15 protein-coding genes are annotated in these 15132 nt (G+C 69.5%); 5 read left to right on the top strand and 10 right to left on the bottom strand.

Annotated features, from left to right (window positions below; all coding sequences use genetic code 11):
- Nucleotides 1–23: 23 nt before the first annotated feature.
- Both G1H11_RS12895 and G1H11_RS12890 read left to right on the top strand, forming a co-directional pair.
- Nucleotides 24–854 (top strand): alpha/beta fold hydrolase, encoded by an 831-nt coding sequence (locus G1H11_RS12895; RefSeq protein WP_163819142.1) that lies wholly within the window; start codon nt 24–26, stop codon nt 852–854.
- Nucleotides 855–930: 76 nt separating this feature from the next.
- Complete coding sequence (locus tag G1H11_RS12890; RefSeq protein WP_163818981.1) at nt 931–1680, top strand: SDR family NAD(P)-dependent oxidoreductase; 750 nt, start codon at nt 931–933, stop codon at nt 1678–1680.
- Nucleotides 1681–1816: 136 nt separating this feature from the next.
- Here G1H11_RS12890 and G1H11_RS27055 read toward each other — a convergent pair whose 3' ends face one another.
- Entirely contained in the window at nt 1817–2920 is a 1104-nt protein-coding gene (locus tag G1H11_RS27055; protein WP_163818980.1) for a SpoIIE family protein phosphatase, read from the bottom strand.
- 82 nt (nt 2921–3002) lie between these two features.
- Nucleotides 3003–3857 (bottom strand): DNA-formamidopyrimidine glycosylase family protein, encoded by an 855-nt coding sequence (locus G1H11_RS25780; protein WP_163818979.1) that lies wholly within the window; start codon nt 3855–3857, stop codon nt 3003–3005.
- Nucleotides 3858–3870: 13 nt separating this feature from the next.
- On the opposite strand from G1H11_RS25780, the gene G1H11_RS12875 reads away from it, so the two are divergent.
- Entirely contained in the window at nt 3871–4248 is a 378-nt protein-coding gene (locus tag G1H11_RS12875; RefSeq protein ID WP_163818978.1) for a hypothetical protein, read from the top strand.
- Here the strand turns inward: G1H11_RS12875 and G1H11_RS12870 are convergent.
- Nucleotides 4187–4672, bottom strand: coding sequence for a ribose-5-phosphate isomerase (locus tag G1H11_RS12870; RefSeq protein ID WP_163818977.1), 486 nt, complete (start codon nt 4670–4672; stop codon nt 4187–4189). The genes G1H11_RS12875 and G1H11_RS12870 overlap by 62 nt on opposite strands.
- Nucleotides 4673–4698: 26 nt before the next feature.
- Nucleotides 4699–5337: a mycothiol-dependent nitroreductase Rv2466c family protein gene (locus G1H11_RS12865; protein ID WP_246211372.1), complete on the bottom strand. Its 639-nt coding sequence runs from the start codon at nt 5335–5337 to the stop codon at nt 4699–4701.
- Between the two features lie 300 nt (nt 5338–5637).
- Here G1H11_RS12865 and pepN point away from each other — a divergent pair, with 300 nt between their 5' ends.
- The gene (gene pepN / locus G1H11_RS12860) at nt 5638–8196 is read left to right on the top strand and encodes an aminopeptidase N (protein WP_163818975.1); all 2559 of its coding nucleotides are present in this window, start codon (nt 5638–5640) and stop codon (nt 8194–8196) included.
- A 2-nt stretch (nt 8197–8198) separates the two neighbouring features.
- Here the strand turns inward: pepN and G1H11_RS25775 are convergent, their stop codons facing one another.
- The 6 genes from G1H11_RS25775 to murI all read right to left on the bottom strand — a co-directional run bounded on the left by G1H11_RS25775 (nt 8199) and on the right by murI (nt 13879).
- Nucleotides 8199–9782: a molybdopterin-dependent oxidoreductase gene (locus G1H11_RS25775; protein WP_216843719.1), complete on the bottom strand. Its 1584-nt coding sequence runs from the start codon at nt 9780–9782 to the stop codon at nt 8199–8201.
- A gap of 148 nt (nt 9783–9930) precedes the next feature.
- Entirely contained in the window at nt 9931–10656 is a 726-nt protein-coding gene (locus G1H11_RS12850; RefSeq protein WP_163818974.1) for a non-canonical purine NTP pyrophosphatase, read from the bottom strand.
- A complete protein-coding gene (rph, locus tag G1H11_RS12845; RefSeq protein ID WP_163818973.1) occupies nt 10653–11375 on the bottom strand; it encodes a ribonuclease PH in 723 nt (240 codons plus the stop codon). The genes G1H11_RS12850 and rph overlap by 4 nt, the downstream gene beginning before the upstream one ends.
- A 74-nt stretch (nt 11376–11449) precedes the next feature.
- On the bottom strand, nt 11450–12217 hold the full coding sequence (locus tag G1H11_RS12840; RefSeq protein ID WP_163818972.1) for a PIG-L family deacetylase: 768 nt from the start codon (nt 12215–12217) through the stop codon (nt 11450–11452).
- Between the two features lie 40 nt (nt 12218–12257).
- Nucleotides 12258–13019, bottom strand: coding sequence for an MBL fold metallo-hydrolase (locus G1H11_RS12835; RefSeq protein WP_163818971.1), 762 nt, complete (start codon nt 13017–13019; stop codon nt 12258–12260).
- Nucleotides 13016–13879, bottom strand: coding sequence for a glutamate racemase (murI, locus tag G1H11_RS12830; RefSeq protein ID WP_163818970.1), 864 nt, complete (start codon nt 13877–13879; stop codon nt 13016–13018). The genes G1H11_RS12835 and murI overlap by 4 nt, the downstream gene beginning before the upstream one ends.
- Nucleotides 13880–14110: 231 nt before the next feature.
- Between murI and G1H11_RS12825 the strand changes: the two genes are divergently transcribed.
- Complete coding sequence (locus G1H11_RS12825) at nt 14111–15112, top strand: hypothetical protein (RefSeq protein WP_216843718.1); 1002 nt, start codon at nt 14111–14113, stop codon at nt 15110–15112.
- Nucleotides 15113–15132 lie beyond the last annotated feature (20 nt).

Below are 15132 nucleotides of genomic sequence, written 5' to 3'. Positions count from 1 at the left end.
GCATGGCTGGGACCGGCACGTCGATGGTGCGTAGCACGCTGCTCCTCCTCGGTATCGTCGCCGGGATCGCCGCGCTCCTGCTGGCCCTGCTCTGGCTCACCCAGCGGCGGCTCATCTACCTCCCGGACACCTCGGCGGTGCCGCCGGCCGCCGAGGTGATCGCCGGCGCGGAGGATGCCACGCTCACAACGGCTGACGGTCTCGACCTGGGTGCGTGGTACGTCCCGGCCGCGAACGACGAGCGGGAGATCACGGTTCTCGTAGCGAACGGCAACGGGGGCAACCGCGCCGGGCGTGCTCCGCTGGCCCGGGCGCTGTCCGACCGCGGCTTCGCCGTCCTGCTCTTCGACTATCGGGGGTACGGCGGCAACCCCGGCCACCCGGACGAGGAAGGGCTCGGGCTCGACGCCAAGGCCGCCTACGAGTACCTCACGACGGAACGCGGCGTGCGTGCCGAGAGGCTGGTGTACTTCGGCGAGAGCCTGGGCTGCGGCGTGATCGCCGGACTCGCCGCGGAGCATCGACCCGCCGGCATGCTGCTGCGCTCCCCGTTCCCGAAGCTCTCCGCCGTCGCCCAGCGCCACTATCCGTTCGTGCCCGCCGGGCTCCTTCTCCGCGACCGCTTCCCGGTGGCGCAGCGGCTCGGTGACATCGATGTTCCCATCACGGTGGTCTACGGGACCGAGGACGGCATTGTCCCGCCGGAGATGAGCCTTGAGGTCGCCGACGCTGCCAGAGGTCCAATCACTGTGCATGCCATTGAAGGTGCTGGGCACAACGACGCCACGATGTTCGACGGCGCAGAACTGATCGATGCGGTCATCGAGCTGTCCGAACGCATGCACGACCGCTGAACGCCGCAGCGGTCGAGGTGACCGGTACCATAGCCGAGAAAGAAATAGACATCCGATGAATCAAGGAGCACCACCCATGAGCGACCTGACCGGTATGTCGGCGATCGTGACAGGTGGAGCGTCCGGCATCGGGCTTGCCACCGCCCGCCGGCTCGCGCAGGCCGGAGCACGAGTCGGCGTCCTGGATCTCGCCCCGGAGTCCGTCCCGGAGCCGATTCTCGGCATTCGTGCCGACATCGGGGACCGGCCGTCGGTGCAGGCAGCGGTCCAGCAAGCCGCCGAGGCTCTCGATGGCATCGACGTGCTCGTCAACAACGCCGGCATCGGCGCCATCGGCTCCGTGGAGGACAACGACGACGACGAGTGGGCGCGGGTCCTGGACATCAACGTCACGGGGATGGCACGGGTGTCAGCGGCGGCGTTGCCGTTCCTGCGCGGCTCGGCTCATCCGGCCATCGTCAACGTCTGCTCGATCGCGGCCACAGCCGGCTTGCAGCAGCGCGCGCTGTACTCCGCGTCCAAGGGCGCGGTGCTGGCCCTGACCCGCGCCATGGCCGCCGACCACATCGGAGAAGGCATCCGGGTCAACTGCGTCACCCCGGGCACCGTCGACACACCCTGGGTCGGCAGGCTACTCGACCAGGCCGCGGACCCGGAGGCCGAACGCCGGGCGCTCAACGCCCGCCAGCCGACGGGCCGGCTCGTCAGTGCGGCCGAGGTGGCCGAGGCGATCGCCTACCTCGCCTCACCGGCGGCCGGCTCCACCACCGGCTCCACCATCGCCGTCGACGGCGGCATGCAGGAGCTGCGCCTCCGCCGCGCTTAGCCGAGAAGACCGGGTGGGCAGGAGGATGTTCCGCGGGCACTTTAAGAGCCCGCTGTGGCATGCTTCTTCGCCACAGCGCGCGACGCCCGCGGAGCATTCTCCGGCCCGCCTGGTCCCTGACCGGACCCACCGCGGCTCACGTGCGCCAGAGAAGCAGGAGCGCCCGGTCGTCGTCGTCGGACGATGCCACGGCGTCGATCAACCTGCCGGCGCCGTCCCGGAACCCCCGTGTCACCAGGCGCTCCGCCTCTCCTTGCAGCTTGTCGATACCGTCGGTGAGCTCGCGGCGGGGAGCCTCCACGAGGCCGTCGGTATAGAGCATCAGCGCATCGCCGGGGCGCAGCAGCCCGGTGCTCGGTTGGTAGACGTCCTTCTCGAAGACTCCCAGCAGCCCGCCCGTGGCGTCCAGGGTGACCCATCGGCCCGATCCCGACTGATAGTGGATGGCCGGCGGATGACCTGCGGAGCGAACCTCGAACCGCCCGGACCCGAGATCCACCACCGCGTGGACGGCCGTGGCGAATCCCTCCGGCCAGCCCTGGCGCAGCAGATAGGCGTTGGCGGCAGGCAGGAACTCCGCGGGAGGAAGCGACCCCAGCAAGCCGCCGAACGCCCCGGAGAGCAGCAGCGCCCGGGTGCCGGCGCTGTGCCCTTTACCGGACACATCGACGAGCGCGACCTCCAGGATGAGACCCTCCGACGAGCGGGCGGCCACCAGGAAATCGCCGGAGAACTCGGACCGTCCAGCGGATCGGTGGACCATCTCGACCTCCCACCCCCGCGGCAGGGACGGCACCTTGCCATGGGCGGTCAGCCGATCGCGCAGGTCCACCAGCATCGATTCCCCTGTGGTGCCGGTGACGCCGAGCCGCGACCGTGACCGGGCCAGGCCAAGGGCTACGGCCGCTGTGGTCAGGACGACGAGCGACGCCCACAGCGAGGCTCCGCTCACGCCGTCGGCCACCACTGCGGCCACGAGGAACGCGACCGTCACGGTGGCCAGCCAGCGCAGCGAGTCCCAGGACAGGAAGATCCCACCTACCAGCAACGGCAGCACGAGTACGCTCGGCGAGAACGTGCCCGCCCAGGTGATCGCCGCCGCACCGAGCGCCGCGGACACCGCGAGCAGTCCGACCAGGAGAACTGTCTCGTGCGCGAGCCAATGGTTCACCCGTCGGCTGGCACGGCGGAGCGCGGACACGACGGTGAGACGCATCCGTCCGGCGGGAGTGGACTTCACACTTAGCGACCCTAGCGGCATTTATGCTGGTACAGCATCCCTTTCCGCATCACGAACGGCTACCGGCGCCGCACGGAGACCGTCACGCCTGGCACGTAGGACACCAGAACAGATTCCGGGCGGCCGCTTCCCGGGTCCGCACCTCGGTTCCGCACACGTGGCACGGCAGCCCGGCCCGGCGGTAGACGTACACCTCGCCGCCATGCGCGTCCTCGCGGGGGGCACGGCCCATGGCAGCGGGCTCGTGCTCCGGCCGCACCGTGTCGATCCGCCCGACCTCCACGCCTCGGCGCATGAGCAACACCAGATCCGCCCAGATGGCCCGGAGCACCGCGGGCTCGACCTCTCGGCCCGGCGTGGCGGGATCGAGGCCGGCCCGGAAGAGCACCTCGGCGCGATAGACATTTCCCACGCCGGCGATGACGGACTGGTCCATCAGCAGGACGGCGATGGACGTCCTGCTGGCTGAGATGCGCCGCAGCGCCGTTTCCGGGTCGTCGGCGCGCACGGGGTCCGGACCCAGCCGCCCGTGCAGTACGGCCTTCTCACCGGGATCGATGATCTCGCAGCGGGTCGGGCCGCGCAGGTCGGCATAGGCGTCGTCGTTCTCGATCCGCATCCGCACGGCGCCCCACGGGGCGGGCGCTGCCCCGGGTCCGATCCAGAACTTCCCATACAGCCCGAGGTGGATATGTACCCAGGAGCAGGTTGCCGTGCCGCCAGGCTCGGTGGCCGGCGCCCGCGAGCGCCCAGCTGCCGAGTCGAATCCAAGGAACAGATGCTTGCCATGGGCATCGGTGGAGCTCAGCACGGCGCCGTCGACCTGGTGAGCGCCGTCGGCGAACCTGCCCTGCGGGCTGCTCACTTTCACCACCCGGCCGCCGAAGGCGTCGCGAAGCTCACGGGCGAGTCGGTGGATCGTGTGACCCTCGGGCACGTACGGTCCTCATATGGCTAGTCGGGACAAGCGGGACGAACAACGACTCGATCAGGTGGACCGCCGCTCGCAGGTGAGCGTGTCGCGGGCGCTGCGTGCGCGCGACGCGTCCCGTCCCGACCCGGCCGCGATCGCCGAGGCTCTCGACAAGCTCAAGTTCAGCGGTATGCAGCGGTTCCGGCCGACAGAGACTCCCGGACGCACCGGGCCGGATGTGCGGAACTCCAGTGCACAGGACACGCCCGGCGCATCGAGCCCGGCCGGACCTGACGGCCCGGCCGCAGAGAACGCTGCCCACCCGATTCCGCGGCCGCCCACGCAGGAGGCCCCTACTCCGGCGCCGCCGACGCAGGAAGCGGAGGCAGCTCACCCGACTCCTCGTACCGAGTGAGCATGTCGATTCGGGCGGTGTGCCGCTTCTCCTCCGAGTACGGCGTGGCCAGGAACACCTCCACGAAGCTCACCACCTGATCGAGCGGGTGCAGCCGGGCGCCGATGGAGATCACCCGCGCGTCGTTGTGCTCGCGCGCCAGACGTGCGGTCTCTTCCGACCAGGCCAGCGCCGCACGCACACCACGGACCTTGTTCGCGGCGATCTGCTCGCCGTTTCCGGAACCGCCCAGGACCACGCCGAGGCTCTCCGGGTCCGCCGCGACGCCCTCGGCGGCGCGAAGGCAGTACACCGGGTAGTGGTCGGCGGCGTCGTAGACGAACGGACCGTGATCGACGACCTCGTGACCGGACGCCCGGAGGGCCTCGGCGAGATGGTTCTTGGCCTCGAAGCCGGCATGGTCGGTGGCGATATGGACGCGCATGCGGCCAAGTCTGCCATTGCCCGCGCTCAGTCGAAGATGGGATCCCGGGTCCGGGTCCGCTTGAGCTCGAAGAAGCCGTCGTAGGAGACCAGCGTCCGCACGGCGTCCCACAGCCGGCCGGCCTCCTCGCCCTTCGGCGCCGGGCTGATCACGGGGCCGAAGATGGCCTGGCCGCCCACGGCGACGACGGGGGTGCCGACGTCCATGCCCACCTGGTCGATGCCGGCGTGATGGCTCGCCTTGAGGGCGTCGTCGTACTCCTCGGAGGTGGCGTAACCGGCGAGCGAGGCAGGCAGCCCGACCTCCTGCAGGGCGGCGCCGATGACGCCGGGAATGTCATCCTTCTGCCCGCGCACATGGATGCGCTCGCCCATCGCGTCGTAGAGCGGCCGGACGTACTCGTCGCCGTGCTGCTCGCGAGCGGCGGTGATGACGCGCACCGGGCCCCACGTCTTCGCCAGCAGGGCCGCATAGTCCTCCGACACCTCCCGTCCGGCGTTCAGATACCCCAGGCACATCACGTGCCAGCTGACCTCGATCGGGCGGACCTTCTCCACCTCGAGGATCCATCGCGACGTCAGCCACGCCCACGGGCACCTCGGGTCGAACCAGAAGTCGACGGCCTCCTTCGTCAGGACGGCGGTATCTCCGGTGCTTTCGGTCAAGGTCACAACGCGCTCCATAGATCGTCGTACATCGGGCGGGGAGGACAGCGCGCGGCCGTCTCCCTCTTTCCGGGGCAACCCCAACCCGGTCGGCCGCATTCCCGGCGGTGCCCTCGCCGGACGTGTGTGCGTGTGGAGACGCCGCTACGGTCACGGAGAGTTATAAGGGTGATTTGTCATTTTTTAGCCACTATTCACCCGGTTTGGAGATGCCGGCGTGTGGGACGAACCACAACCGATCTACGCGCCGTGCCGCGCATGCGCTACCGGTGAGCTGTGCTATCTGCCAGGATCATCCGTATGCCTGGGAGGAATCTCACCCGTGACGAAGCCCGTGCCCGCGCGGAGAACATTTACAGCGCGAGCATCGAGTACACCGTCGAGCTCGATCTCACCGTGGGCGACGACGTCTACCGGTCGACCACCACCGTCCGGTTCAAGGCGGAGAAGGGCGCCGACGCCTGGCTCGACCTGATTGCGCCCGCCGTCCATGAGGTGGCGCACAACGGGACGGCGCTCACCCCCGATGCCGTCTACGCCGACTCCCGGATCAGCCTGCCACCGCTGGCCAAGGCCAACGAGGTGAGAGTGGTCGCCGATGCCGCGTACATGCGCACCGGAGAGGGCCTGCACCGGTTCGTGGACCCGGTCGACGGCGAGGTGTACCTGTACTCGCAGTTCGAGGTCGCCGACGCCCGCCGGGTCTTCGCCTGCTTCGACCAGCCCGACCTCAAGGGCACCTTCACCTTCGTCGTGGATGCTCCGGCGCACTGGGTGATCGTCTCCAATTCCCCGGCCACCGAGGTGACAGACCTGCGCGACGGCGTACGCCGGTGGACGTTCGCGACCACGCCGGTGATGTCGACGTACGTGACGGCGATAGTCGCCGGCCCCTACCACGAGGTGCGGGACCAGTACTCCGGACGAAACGGCACCGTCTCCCTCGGCCTCTTCTGCCGCAGGTCCCTGGCCGATCATCTCGACGCGGCCGAGCTTTTCGACGTGACCAAGCGCGGCTTCGCCTTCTTCGAGGACGCCTTCGGGCTTCCGTATCCCTTCGCCAAATACGACCAGCTCTTCGTGCCGGAGTTCAACGCCGGAGCCATGGAGAACGCCGGCGCGGTCACCTTCCGCGACGACTACGTCTTCCGCAGCCGCGTCACCGACGCCTCCTACGAGCGACGTGCCGAGACGATCCTGCACGAGATGGCGCACATGTGGTTCGGGGACCTCGTCACCATGAAGTGGTGGGACGACCTGTGGCTGAACGAGTCGTTCGCCACCTGGGCCAGTGTCCTCGCCCAGAGCGAGGCCACCCGCTGGAGCGAGGCGTGGACTTCGTTCGCGGTCAGCGAGAAGCTGTGGGCGTTGCGGCAGGATCAGCTCCCGTCCACCCACCCGATCTCCGCGGACATCCGCGACCTCGAAGACGTCGAGGTGAACTTCGACGGCATCACCTACGCGAAGGGTGCCAGCGTCCTCAAGCAGCTGGTCGCATGGGTCGGACGTGAACAGTTCCTCGACGGCGTACGGGCGTACTTCACCATGCACGCCTGGAAGAACACCTCGCTCGCCGACCTCTTCGCTCACCTCGAGGACAAGAGCGGCCGGGATCTGTCCGAGTGGGGCCGGCAATGGCTGCAGACAGCCGGGGTGAACACGCTGCGCCCGGTGGTCACGGTCGAGGAGAACGGCACCTACGCGTCGGTGGCCATCGAGCAGACCGCCGCCGCGGAGCACCCCACGCTGCGTTCACATCGGGTGGCGCTCGGACTCTACGACGCCGCCGAGGACGGCACCCTGACGCGTCGCACCCGGCTCGAGCTCGACGTCTCCGGCGAGCGCACCGACGTCGCCGACCTCGCCGGCGAGCCACAGCCGGATCTACTGCTCGTCAACGACGACGACCTGACGTTCGCCAAGATCAGGCTCGACGAGCGGTCCCGGCGGACCGTGCTGCGCTCGATCGCCACGCTGCCGCCGCTGCCGAGGGCGTTGTGCTGGACCGCCGCCATCGACATGCTGCGCGACGCCGAACTGCCGGCACACGAGTTCGTCGAGCTTGTCCTCGGCGGCGTGGCGCGCGAGGACGTGATCTCGGTCGTCCAGCACGTGCTCGGCACCGCCCGCACCGCGATCGTGCTCTTCGCGGATCCCGGGGAACGGATCCGGCTCTCCGCGCGGTGGGTCACCGGGCTGCGGAACATCGCCGCCCACGCCGAACCCGGCAGCGACAGCCAGCTTGCCTTCGCCCGGGCGTGGGCAACCTCCGTCGCCAGCCGGGAACACGCCTCCGAGCTACGCGCCCTGCTCGACGGCACGGACGACGTGTTCCCCGGGCTGAGCGTCGACACCGACCTGCGCTGGCACTTCCTGCAGCGCCTGGTCATCATCGGGGAAGCCGGGGAGAACGACATCGCCGCGGAACTCGAGCAGGACAACACTGCTACCGGTCAGCGCCACGCGACGTACGCACACGCGGCCATCCCCAGCGAGGACGCCAAGCTCAACGCCTGGCTCGCCGCCGTCGAGTCCGACGAGCTGCCCAACGCCCTGCTCACGGCCACCGTCCAGGGCTTCCACCAGCCCGAGCAGCGCACCTTGATCCAGCCCTATATCGGGCAGTACCTCGACTCGATCCCCAGGATCTGGGCGGAACGCACCAATGACTCCGCACAGACCATCATCCAAGGCCTGTTCCCCCGGGTCCTCGCCGACGCCCCGACCGCCGCGCGAGTCCGCGAGTGGCTGGAGACGGCCGAGATCCCCGACGCGGCCCGCCGGCTCGTCGTCGAAGGACTCGCGGACCTGGAGCGCGCCCTTCGCGCCCAAGCCTGCGACCGCGAAGCCACCCGCTGAGCTCAACGGGCGGTGACGGTGATGCTGTGCAGGCCGGTGGCGCCGTCGGGCGCGGGGGGTGCGACGTCTTCGGTCTGGATCTCGCCGTCGCCGGTGGTGGCACGCACGTCCAGGGTGTGCTCCCCGGGCGCGGCGTTCCACTCGAAAACCCACTGGCGCCAGGTGTCGTCGGTGGGGACCTCGCCGAGATCCGCGGATGCCCACGCTCCGCCGTCGACCCGGACCTCCACCGCCTCGATCCCCCGGTGCTGCGCCCAGGCGGTCCCGGCGACAGCGACGGCGCCGGCTGAAACGTCGCCCCCCGACGTGGGAACCTCGATGCGGGACGCGACCTTCACCGGGCCGCGTTCGGACCACCCGCGGGTGCTCCAGTAGGCCTGGAACCGGTCGAACCGGCTGACCTCGATGTCCACCACCCACTTGGTGGCACTCACGTACCCGTAGAGGCCGGGCACCACCATGCGGACCGGGAACCCGTGCTCGACGGGCAGAGGCTCGCTGTTCATGCCGACCGCAAGCAAGGAGTCACGCCCGTCGGTGAGTGCTTCCAGCGGAGTGCCGCAGGTCCATCCGTCGTCCGAGGTGGAGAGCACCGCATCGGCGTCGGGCGACGGGCCGGCGAGGGCCAGCACGTCGGCGATCGGCACTCCGGTCCACAGGGCGTTGCCGATCAGGCTTCCGCCCACCAGATTGGACACGCACGCCAGCGTCACCCACCGGTCGACGAGTCCCATGCCGATGAGCTCGTCGAAGGTCAGCTCGATCTCGGTGTCCACCATGCCGTGCACCCGCAGCCGCCAGTCGTCCGGGTGCACGAGAGGGGCGCTGAAGGCGGTGTCGATCCGGTAGAACACGTCGTTGGGGGTGCGCCATGGCTCCGCGCCCGCCACACCGAGGTCGGCCCCGTCCGGGACGTCGGCCGGTGCGAATTCGACGTCCACCGTCAGCTCGTCGCGCGATGCCTCGACTCCAGCGCGGCGGCCGCCGATCCAGCGTCCGAAAGCACCCGCGCCCACCGCTAGCAGGACGGCGCCCGCCGCGCCGGAGAGGAACACTCGCCGGGCGGTCCCGTCCCGCTCGGACGAGAGGGGCCGGGCGGCGTAGCCCACACCACCGGCGCCACCTTCGGTGGACATAGTCTCCGCCTCCCGCAGGTCGGCCACGCGGCCTGCGAGCCACGCCAGGGCCGGGACGGCCACTGCCCCGCCGACCAGAATCGGGATCAGGTCCGCCCCGGCCAGGTTGGGACGCGACCAGACGACGAACGCGGCGACGCCGACCAGCACGGCCGCCGCGACCAGTCCTGTCCTGCGGTCACGTACCGTGAGCAGGCCTACGGCCGCGCCGGCAGCGGCCAGAACCACGGCGATGCCGATACCGAGCACCAGCTTGTCGTTGGTGCCGAACCAGGAGATCGCCCACTCGGCCATCCAGGTAGGTACGACGTCGATGAACCCGTCACCGGCTGCCGACACCGGCGAGGCACCCGGACGGCCCATGAGGCCGGCCACCAGCTCCGCGGCCCCCAGGCCCAGCGCAAGGGCCAGCAGTCCGGACAGGGCAGCGCGCACACGGTCAGCGTTCACTCCACCATCATGCGCCTCGTGCGACGTGCGGCGCCGGTCCGGCACCCCTCCGTCAAAGACTCGTCAGAATGATCATGTAAACCATGTTTTCTCGTGCTTCACCATGCCTGCAGCCCTGGTGAAGCACGAGAAAACATGGTTTACATGATCATTTGGAAAGGGCCGCAAGGTGGGGGGCGATGGCGCGAAACGCCCGGCCGCGGTGACTGATCCTGTCCTTCTCGGCCGGTGTCATCTCCGCGGTGGTGCGATCGTGCCCGTCCGGGACGAAGACGGGGTCGTAGCCGAACCCGCCTCCACCACTCGGCTCGCGGATCAGCCGTCCGGTGACCCGGCCCTCCTCGACAATCTCCACCTGCGCGCCGGCCACCAGTGTCGGCTCGACCACTCCGGGCGCCAGACCCAGGAGTCCGCTCACCCGCCCGGGCGGAGCGCCCGCGACGAACTCGTCGGGCCGTGCGGGTTCCGTGTCGCCGGGGACGACGAGCGCCGCCACGCAGACGAACGACGCACCCCGCTGCTCATCGGGGACGTCCTTGATCTGGGCAAGGAGCAGGTCCAGGTTGGCCGCGTCGTCGCCGTGCCTGCCGCACCAGCGCCCCGAGAACACACCGGGCATGCCGTTGAGGGCGTCCACGCTGATGCCGGAATCGTCGGCGAGCGCAGGCAGTCCCGTCGCCGCCGCCACCGCGTGCGCCTTGAGCAGCGCGTTGTCGGTGAAGGTCAGCCCGGTCTCGACGACGTCCTCGACATCCGGGAACTCGGTGACGCCGACCAGGTCCACCCCACATCCCGCCTCATTGAGGATGCGCCGGATCTCGCCGACCTTGTGCTGGTTCCGGGTGGCCAGCACCACCCGAGGCGCGGCCGTCACGACGCCAGCGCCTCATCCTGCAGTACGGTGAGACGGGTGCAGCCGAGTTCGGCCAGCAAGAGCAGCTCGTCCAGCTCGTCGCGCGCGAACGGCGCCCCTTCCGCGGTGCCCTGGACCTCGATGAACTTGCCGCTGCCGGTCATCACGACGTTCATGTCCGTCTCGGCCCGCACGTCTTCCTCGTACTTCAGGTCCAGCAACGGCACACCGTCGACGACACCCACCGAGATGGCGGCCACGGAATCGGTCAGTACGGTGTCGCCCTTGAGCAGGCCCCGCTGACGCAGCCACCCGACGGCATCCTGCAGCGCCACGTAGGCACCGGTGATGGCGGCGGTCCGGGTGCCTCCATCGGCCTGGAGGACGTCGCAGTCCACCACCATCGTGTTCTCGCCGAGCGCCGACATGTCGACGATGCCGCGCAGGGATCTCCCGATCAGCCGGGAGATCTCGTGTGTGCGCCCGCCGAGCCGGCCCTTGACCGCCTCCCGGTCCGAGCGCGTGTTGGTGGAGCGCGGCAACATGGCGTACTCGGCGGTCACCCAACCTTGACCGGAGCCCTTGCGCCAGCGCGGAACCCCCTCGGTGACCGAGACGGCACACAGCACGCGGGTGTTGCCGAACTCGATCAGCACCGAGCCTTCGGCGTGGTCAAGCCAGCCGCGGGTCATCCGCACCGGACGAAGCTCATCGGCGCTACGGCCGTCGATTCGAGTCATGGTCCGACACTATCCGCCGCCCGTCGGTGCGTCCCGTCAGGCCTCGACTGGCGCGTCTCCGATCATGCACGGCCTCAGCCCTGATCCAGGTCGTCCATGCGGATGGCATACACCTCGAACGGGGAGGCGAACCGGCAGCCGAGCCGGGTGCCGGCCTGCCGGCCGAATCCCTCGAGCAGTTCCGCGGGTTCCGGGAAGTCCTCGCCGAGACCGGCCAGGTACGCGGCGTGCGCGCGCAGCGACTCCACTCCGAGGTCGAACGTCTCCGTCGTGTCGACGGCGTGACGGGCCTCCGGCGAGCTTCCGGCCCATACCGCCCGCACGCCGTCCCACGGCTCGAGTCCCTCGTCCAGCAGATCCCGGAAGACCCAGCGGTTCGCCGCGTCCCGTACCGCGTCCAGGACCGCCCGGCCGGTGGCGATGTGATCCGCCTGGTTCAGGAAGACGCCGCCGAACGTGTCGCGGAAGTTCCCGGTGATGACGATCTCCGGCCGGTGCTGGCGAACCGCCCGCGCGAAAGCGCGCCGAAGCGGCAGACCGTATTCCATGACGCCGTCCGGGAAACCGAGGAACTCGACCTCGTCGACCCCGACGATCCGCGCCGACTCCCGCTGTTCCTCTTCCCGGAGCGGCCCGGCCTCTTCCGGCGGCATCCCGTCGATCCCGGCTTCGCCGCTGGTGGCCAGCGTGTAGACGATCTTCTTACCCTGGCCTGTCCATCTGGCGATGGCCGCGGACGCGCCGAACTCGACATCGTCCGGATGCGCGACGATGGCCAGTGCCCGCTCCCAGTCCTCCGGGAGCGGCTCGTACGGTTGGGCGATCTGGGGAGGTTCCGTCACTGCGACCTCAGCTTTCGTCGGTGCCCGGTTAACGCGCCGGTCACGATCCGACATTCCACGTCCGGCCCACGCCGGCCGCGTCGACCGGGCCATCGTACGCCTCACGCGCGGCCTCGACGGCACGTTCGGGGTCGCCCCAGGGCGGCACATGCGTGACGACCAACCGGGAAACACCGGCGGCTGCCGCGTGCTCACCGGCCTCGCGTCCGGTCAGGTGAAGGTCCGCCGGGTTCTCTGCGTCGTCGTCGAAAGCGGCCTCGCACAGGAGCAGGTCGGCGCCGCGGGCGAGGTCGGCCAAGGCCGGCGTCGGTCCCGTGTCACCCGAATACACGAGCACGGATCCCGCATGCTCCAGCCGGATCGCGTAGGCGGGGACGGGATGCGCCATTCGTGCGGTGGTCACCCGGAACGGACCGATCTCGAACTCCGCGCCCGGGTATGCCCGGATGTCGAACTCCTGGCCCATGCCCGGTTCAGGGTGCTCGCCGTAGGCAGCGGCCAAGCGCTCGGCGGTGTTCTCCGGCCCCCAGACCGGCACTCGTCGCGCCGGCCGGTGCGGGCCGTATCGAAGTGCGACGTAATACCCGCACAAGTCGATGAAGTGGTCCGGATGCAAGTGACTGAGCAGGACCGCATCGATGCTCGCGAGGCCCCGGTAGCCGACATGGCGCTGAAGCTCGCCCAGTGCCCCGTTGCCCAGATCCACAACCAGGCGCGCCCCGTCAGCCTCCACGAGATACGACGATGCGGGCGACGACGGCCCCGGCAGCGAGCCCGAGCAGCCCAGAACGGTCAGCTTCATCGTTCCACCGCCTCGCGGCCGATCACGGGTATCTCCGCGGTCTGTTCGACGGCGGCGATCTCCGGGCCCAGGAACCGGCGGCCGAGCTCGCTGAACTGGATCGGGTCGCCCGTGGACCGGAACTGGTGTCGCGGCGGAGGCAGGGTGTCGGCACGCATTACGCCACGGGTGGCCAAGATGCGGTAGACGTCGTTGGCTGTCTCGTCGGCGCTGTTGACCAGGGTCACCGATTCACCCATCACGTAGGAGATCACCCCGGCGAGCAGCGGGTAATGCGTGCAGCCCAGCACCAGCGTGTCGACTCCGGCCGCTCGGACCGGCTCCAGATACTCGCTCGCCACACGCTCGAGGTCCGGGCCGTGGGTCAGGCCGGCCTCCACAAACTCCACGAACCGGGGACATGCCCGCGACGTGATCCGCAGCTCGGGCGCGGCGGCGAACGAATCCTCGTAGGCCTGCGAACTGACGGTCGCGCTGGTGCCGATCACGCCGACCCGGCCGTTGCGCGTGGCGGCCACCGCCCGGCGGACCGCCGGCTGAATCACCTCCACCACCGGCACGTCATACCGCTCGCGGGCGTCCCGGAGAACCGCGCTGCTGGCCGAATTGCAGGCGATGACCAGCATTTTCACGCCCTCGGCGACGAGCGTGTCCATGACGTCGAGCGCGAACGCCCGGACCTCGGCTATCGGCCGCGGTCCGTACGGACCACGGGCGGTGTCGCCGACGTACAGCACCGGTTCGTGCGGCAGCTGGTCCAGAACGGCGCGCGCCACCGTCAAGCCGCCTACTCCGCTGTCGAAGATGCCGATGGGCGCGTCGTCGGCGGCCGCAGCGCCCCTGGGGTGAGCGTCGTTCATCGCTCCCTGAGATTACGCGGTTCGCGCGGCCCTGAACGGCGAACGTGGCGAACACCACGCCACCCTTCTCATGATCATCGATGATCCGACGGGGCGGACCACGTCGGATCATCGATGATCATGAGAAGGGTCGAGGCTCCATTGTCCACAGCCCCTCATTCACATGCGCGGGCGTCCACAATCTCGCCGCGCCGGAGTATTCAACCGGTGCGCTCCGGGAGAGTCGGCGCCATGGTCACGACCGGCGTCCCCGAATCCGTCCAGTGCTTCGTCCCGCCGACCGTCCTGGCTCGCGACGAGCTCATCGCCCTCGTCCAGCTTCAGGAGGGCGTGGTCAGCCGCCGTCAGGCACTCGACCGAGGCATGACCCGGGACCAGATCACGTGGTGTCTGGCGTCACGGCGATGGCAACGCCTCCATCTCGGCGTCTTCGCCACTTTCACCGGACCGGTCAGCTACCGGGCGCGAGTCTGGGCGGCGGTCCTACGAGTGGGCCCCGGCGCGGCGGCCAGTCATCAGACAGCGGCTTATCTCGACGGCATGTGCGACGAACCGAGTCCGGTCATCCATATCACCGCACCCGCGCACCGGCACATCCAGACCCGAATCGACGGCGTTCAGGTCCACTATGCCCAGCGGCTGAACCGCACTCGGCATCCCACCCGGCTACCTCCGCGGACACGCATTGAGGACACAGTCCTCGACCTCGTCGACGCCGCCGCCCATCCGCGTGCGGTGGAAACCTGGGTCACCGCCGCCAATCAACGACGACGAACCACGCCGGAACGGATCGCCGAAGCCCTCGGACTGCGCAAGAAGATCCGGTGGCGCCCGCTCTTGGAGAGCATGCTCGGTGATGTCGCCGAGGGAGCCGAATCGCCGCTCGAGCTGCGGCACCTGCGGAGAGTGGAACGCGCTCACGGGCTCCCCTCGGGAGTCCGGCAACGACGCGTGGCCGGGCAACGGGTCATATGGATCGATGTCGACTACGACGAGTTCATGCTCCGCGTCGAGCTGGACGGCCGACTCGGCCACGACGGGGAGGGACGCTTCCGGGACCGGCATCGTGACAACGCGGGCACCGTCCATGGTCGAGCCACGCTTCGTTATGGGCATGCGGACGTCTTCGGGGACCCCTGCGGCGTCGCCGCTGAACAGGCGAAGGTGCTAGCGGCCCGGGGCTGGACCGAAAGGGCGCGGACTTGCGGCACCAACTGCACCGCCTTCTCATGATCATCGATGATCCGGCGGGG

Origin of the sequence: Phytoactinopolyspora alkaliphila, assembly GCF_010550695.1 — a bacterium.
GTDB lineage: Bacteria > Actinomycetota > Actinomycetes > Jiangellales > Jiangellaceae > Phytoactinopolyspora > Phytoactinopolyspora alkaliphila.
This window is presented reverse-complemented; position numbering and strand designations above follow the sequence as displayed.

Bases quoted from the DNA above. Each gene is read 5' to 3' on its own strand.
- G1H11_RS12895 (WP_163819142.1), top strand. From the start codon at position 24: ATGGTGCGTAGCACGCTGCTCCTCCTCGGTATCGTCGCCGGGATCGCC.
- G1H11_RS12890 (WP_163818981.1), top strand. From the start codon at position 931: ATGAGCGACCTGACCGGTATGTCGGCGATCGTGACAGGTGGAGCGTCC.
- G1H11_RS12875 (WP_163818978.1), top strand. From the start codon at position 3,871: ATGGCTAGTCGGGACAAGCGGGACGAACAACGACTCGATCAGGTGGAC.
- G1H11_RS12870 (WP_163818977.1), bottom strand. From the start codon at position 4,672: ATGCGCGTCCATATCGCCACCGACCATGCCGGCTTCGAGGCCAAGAAC.
- pepN (WP_163818975.1), top strand. From the start codon at position 5,638: ATGCCTGGGAGGAATCTCACCCGTGACGAAGCCCGTGCCCGCGCGGAG.
- rph (WP_163818973.1), bottom strand. From the start codon at position 11,375: ATGACTCGAATCGACGGCCGTAGCGCCGATGAGCTTCGTCCGGTGCGG.
- G1H11_RS12835 (WP_163818971.1), bottom strand. From the start codon at position 13,019: ATGAAGCTGACCGTTCTGGGCTGCTCGGGCTCGCTGCCGGGGCCGTCG.
- murI (WP_163818970.1), bottom strand. From the start codon at position 13,879: ATGAACGACGCTCACCCCAGGGGCGCTGCGGCCGCCGACGACGCGCCC.
- G1H11_RS12825 (WP_216843718.1), top strand. From the start codon at position 14,111: ATGGTCACGACCGGCGTCCCCGAATCCGTCCAGTGCTTCGTCCCGCCG.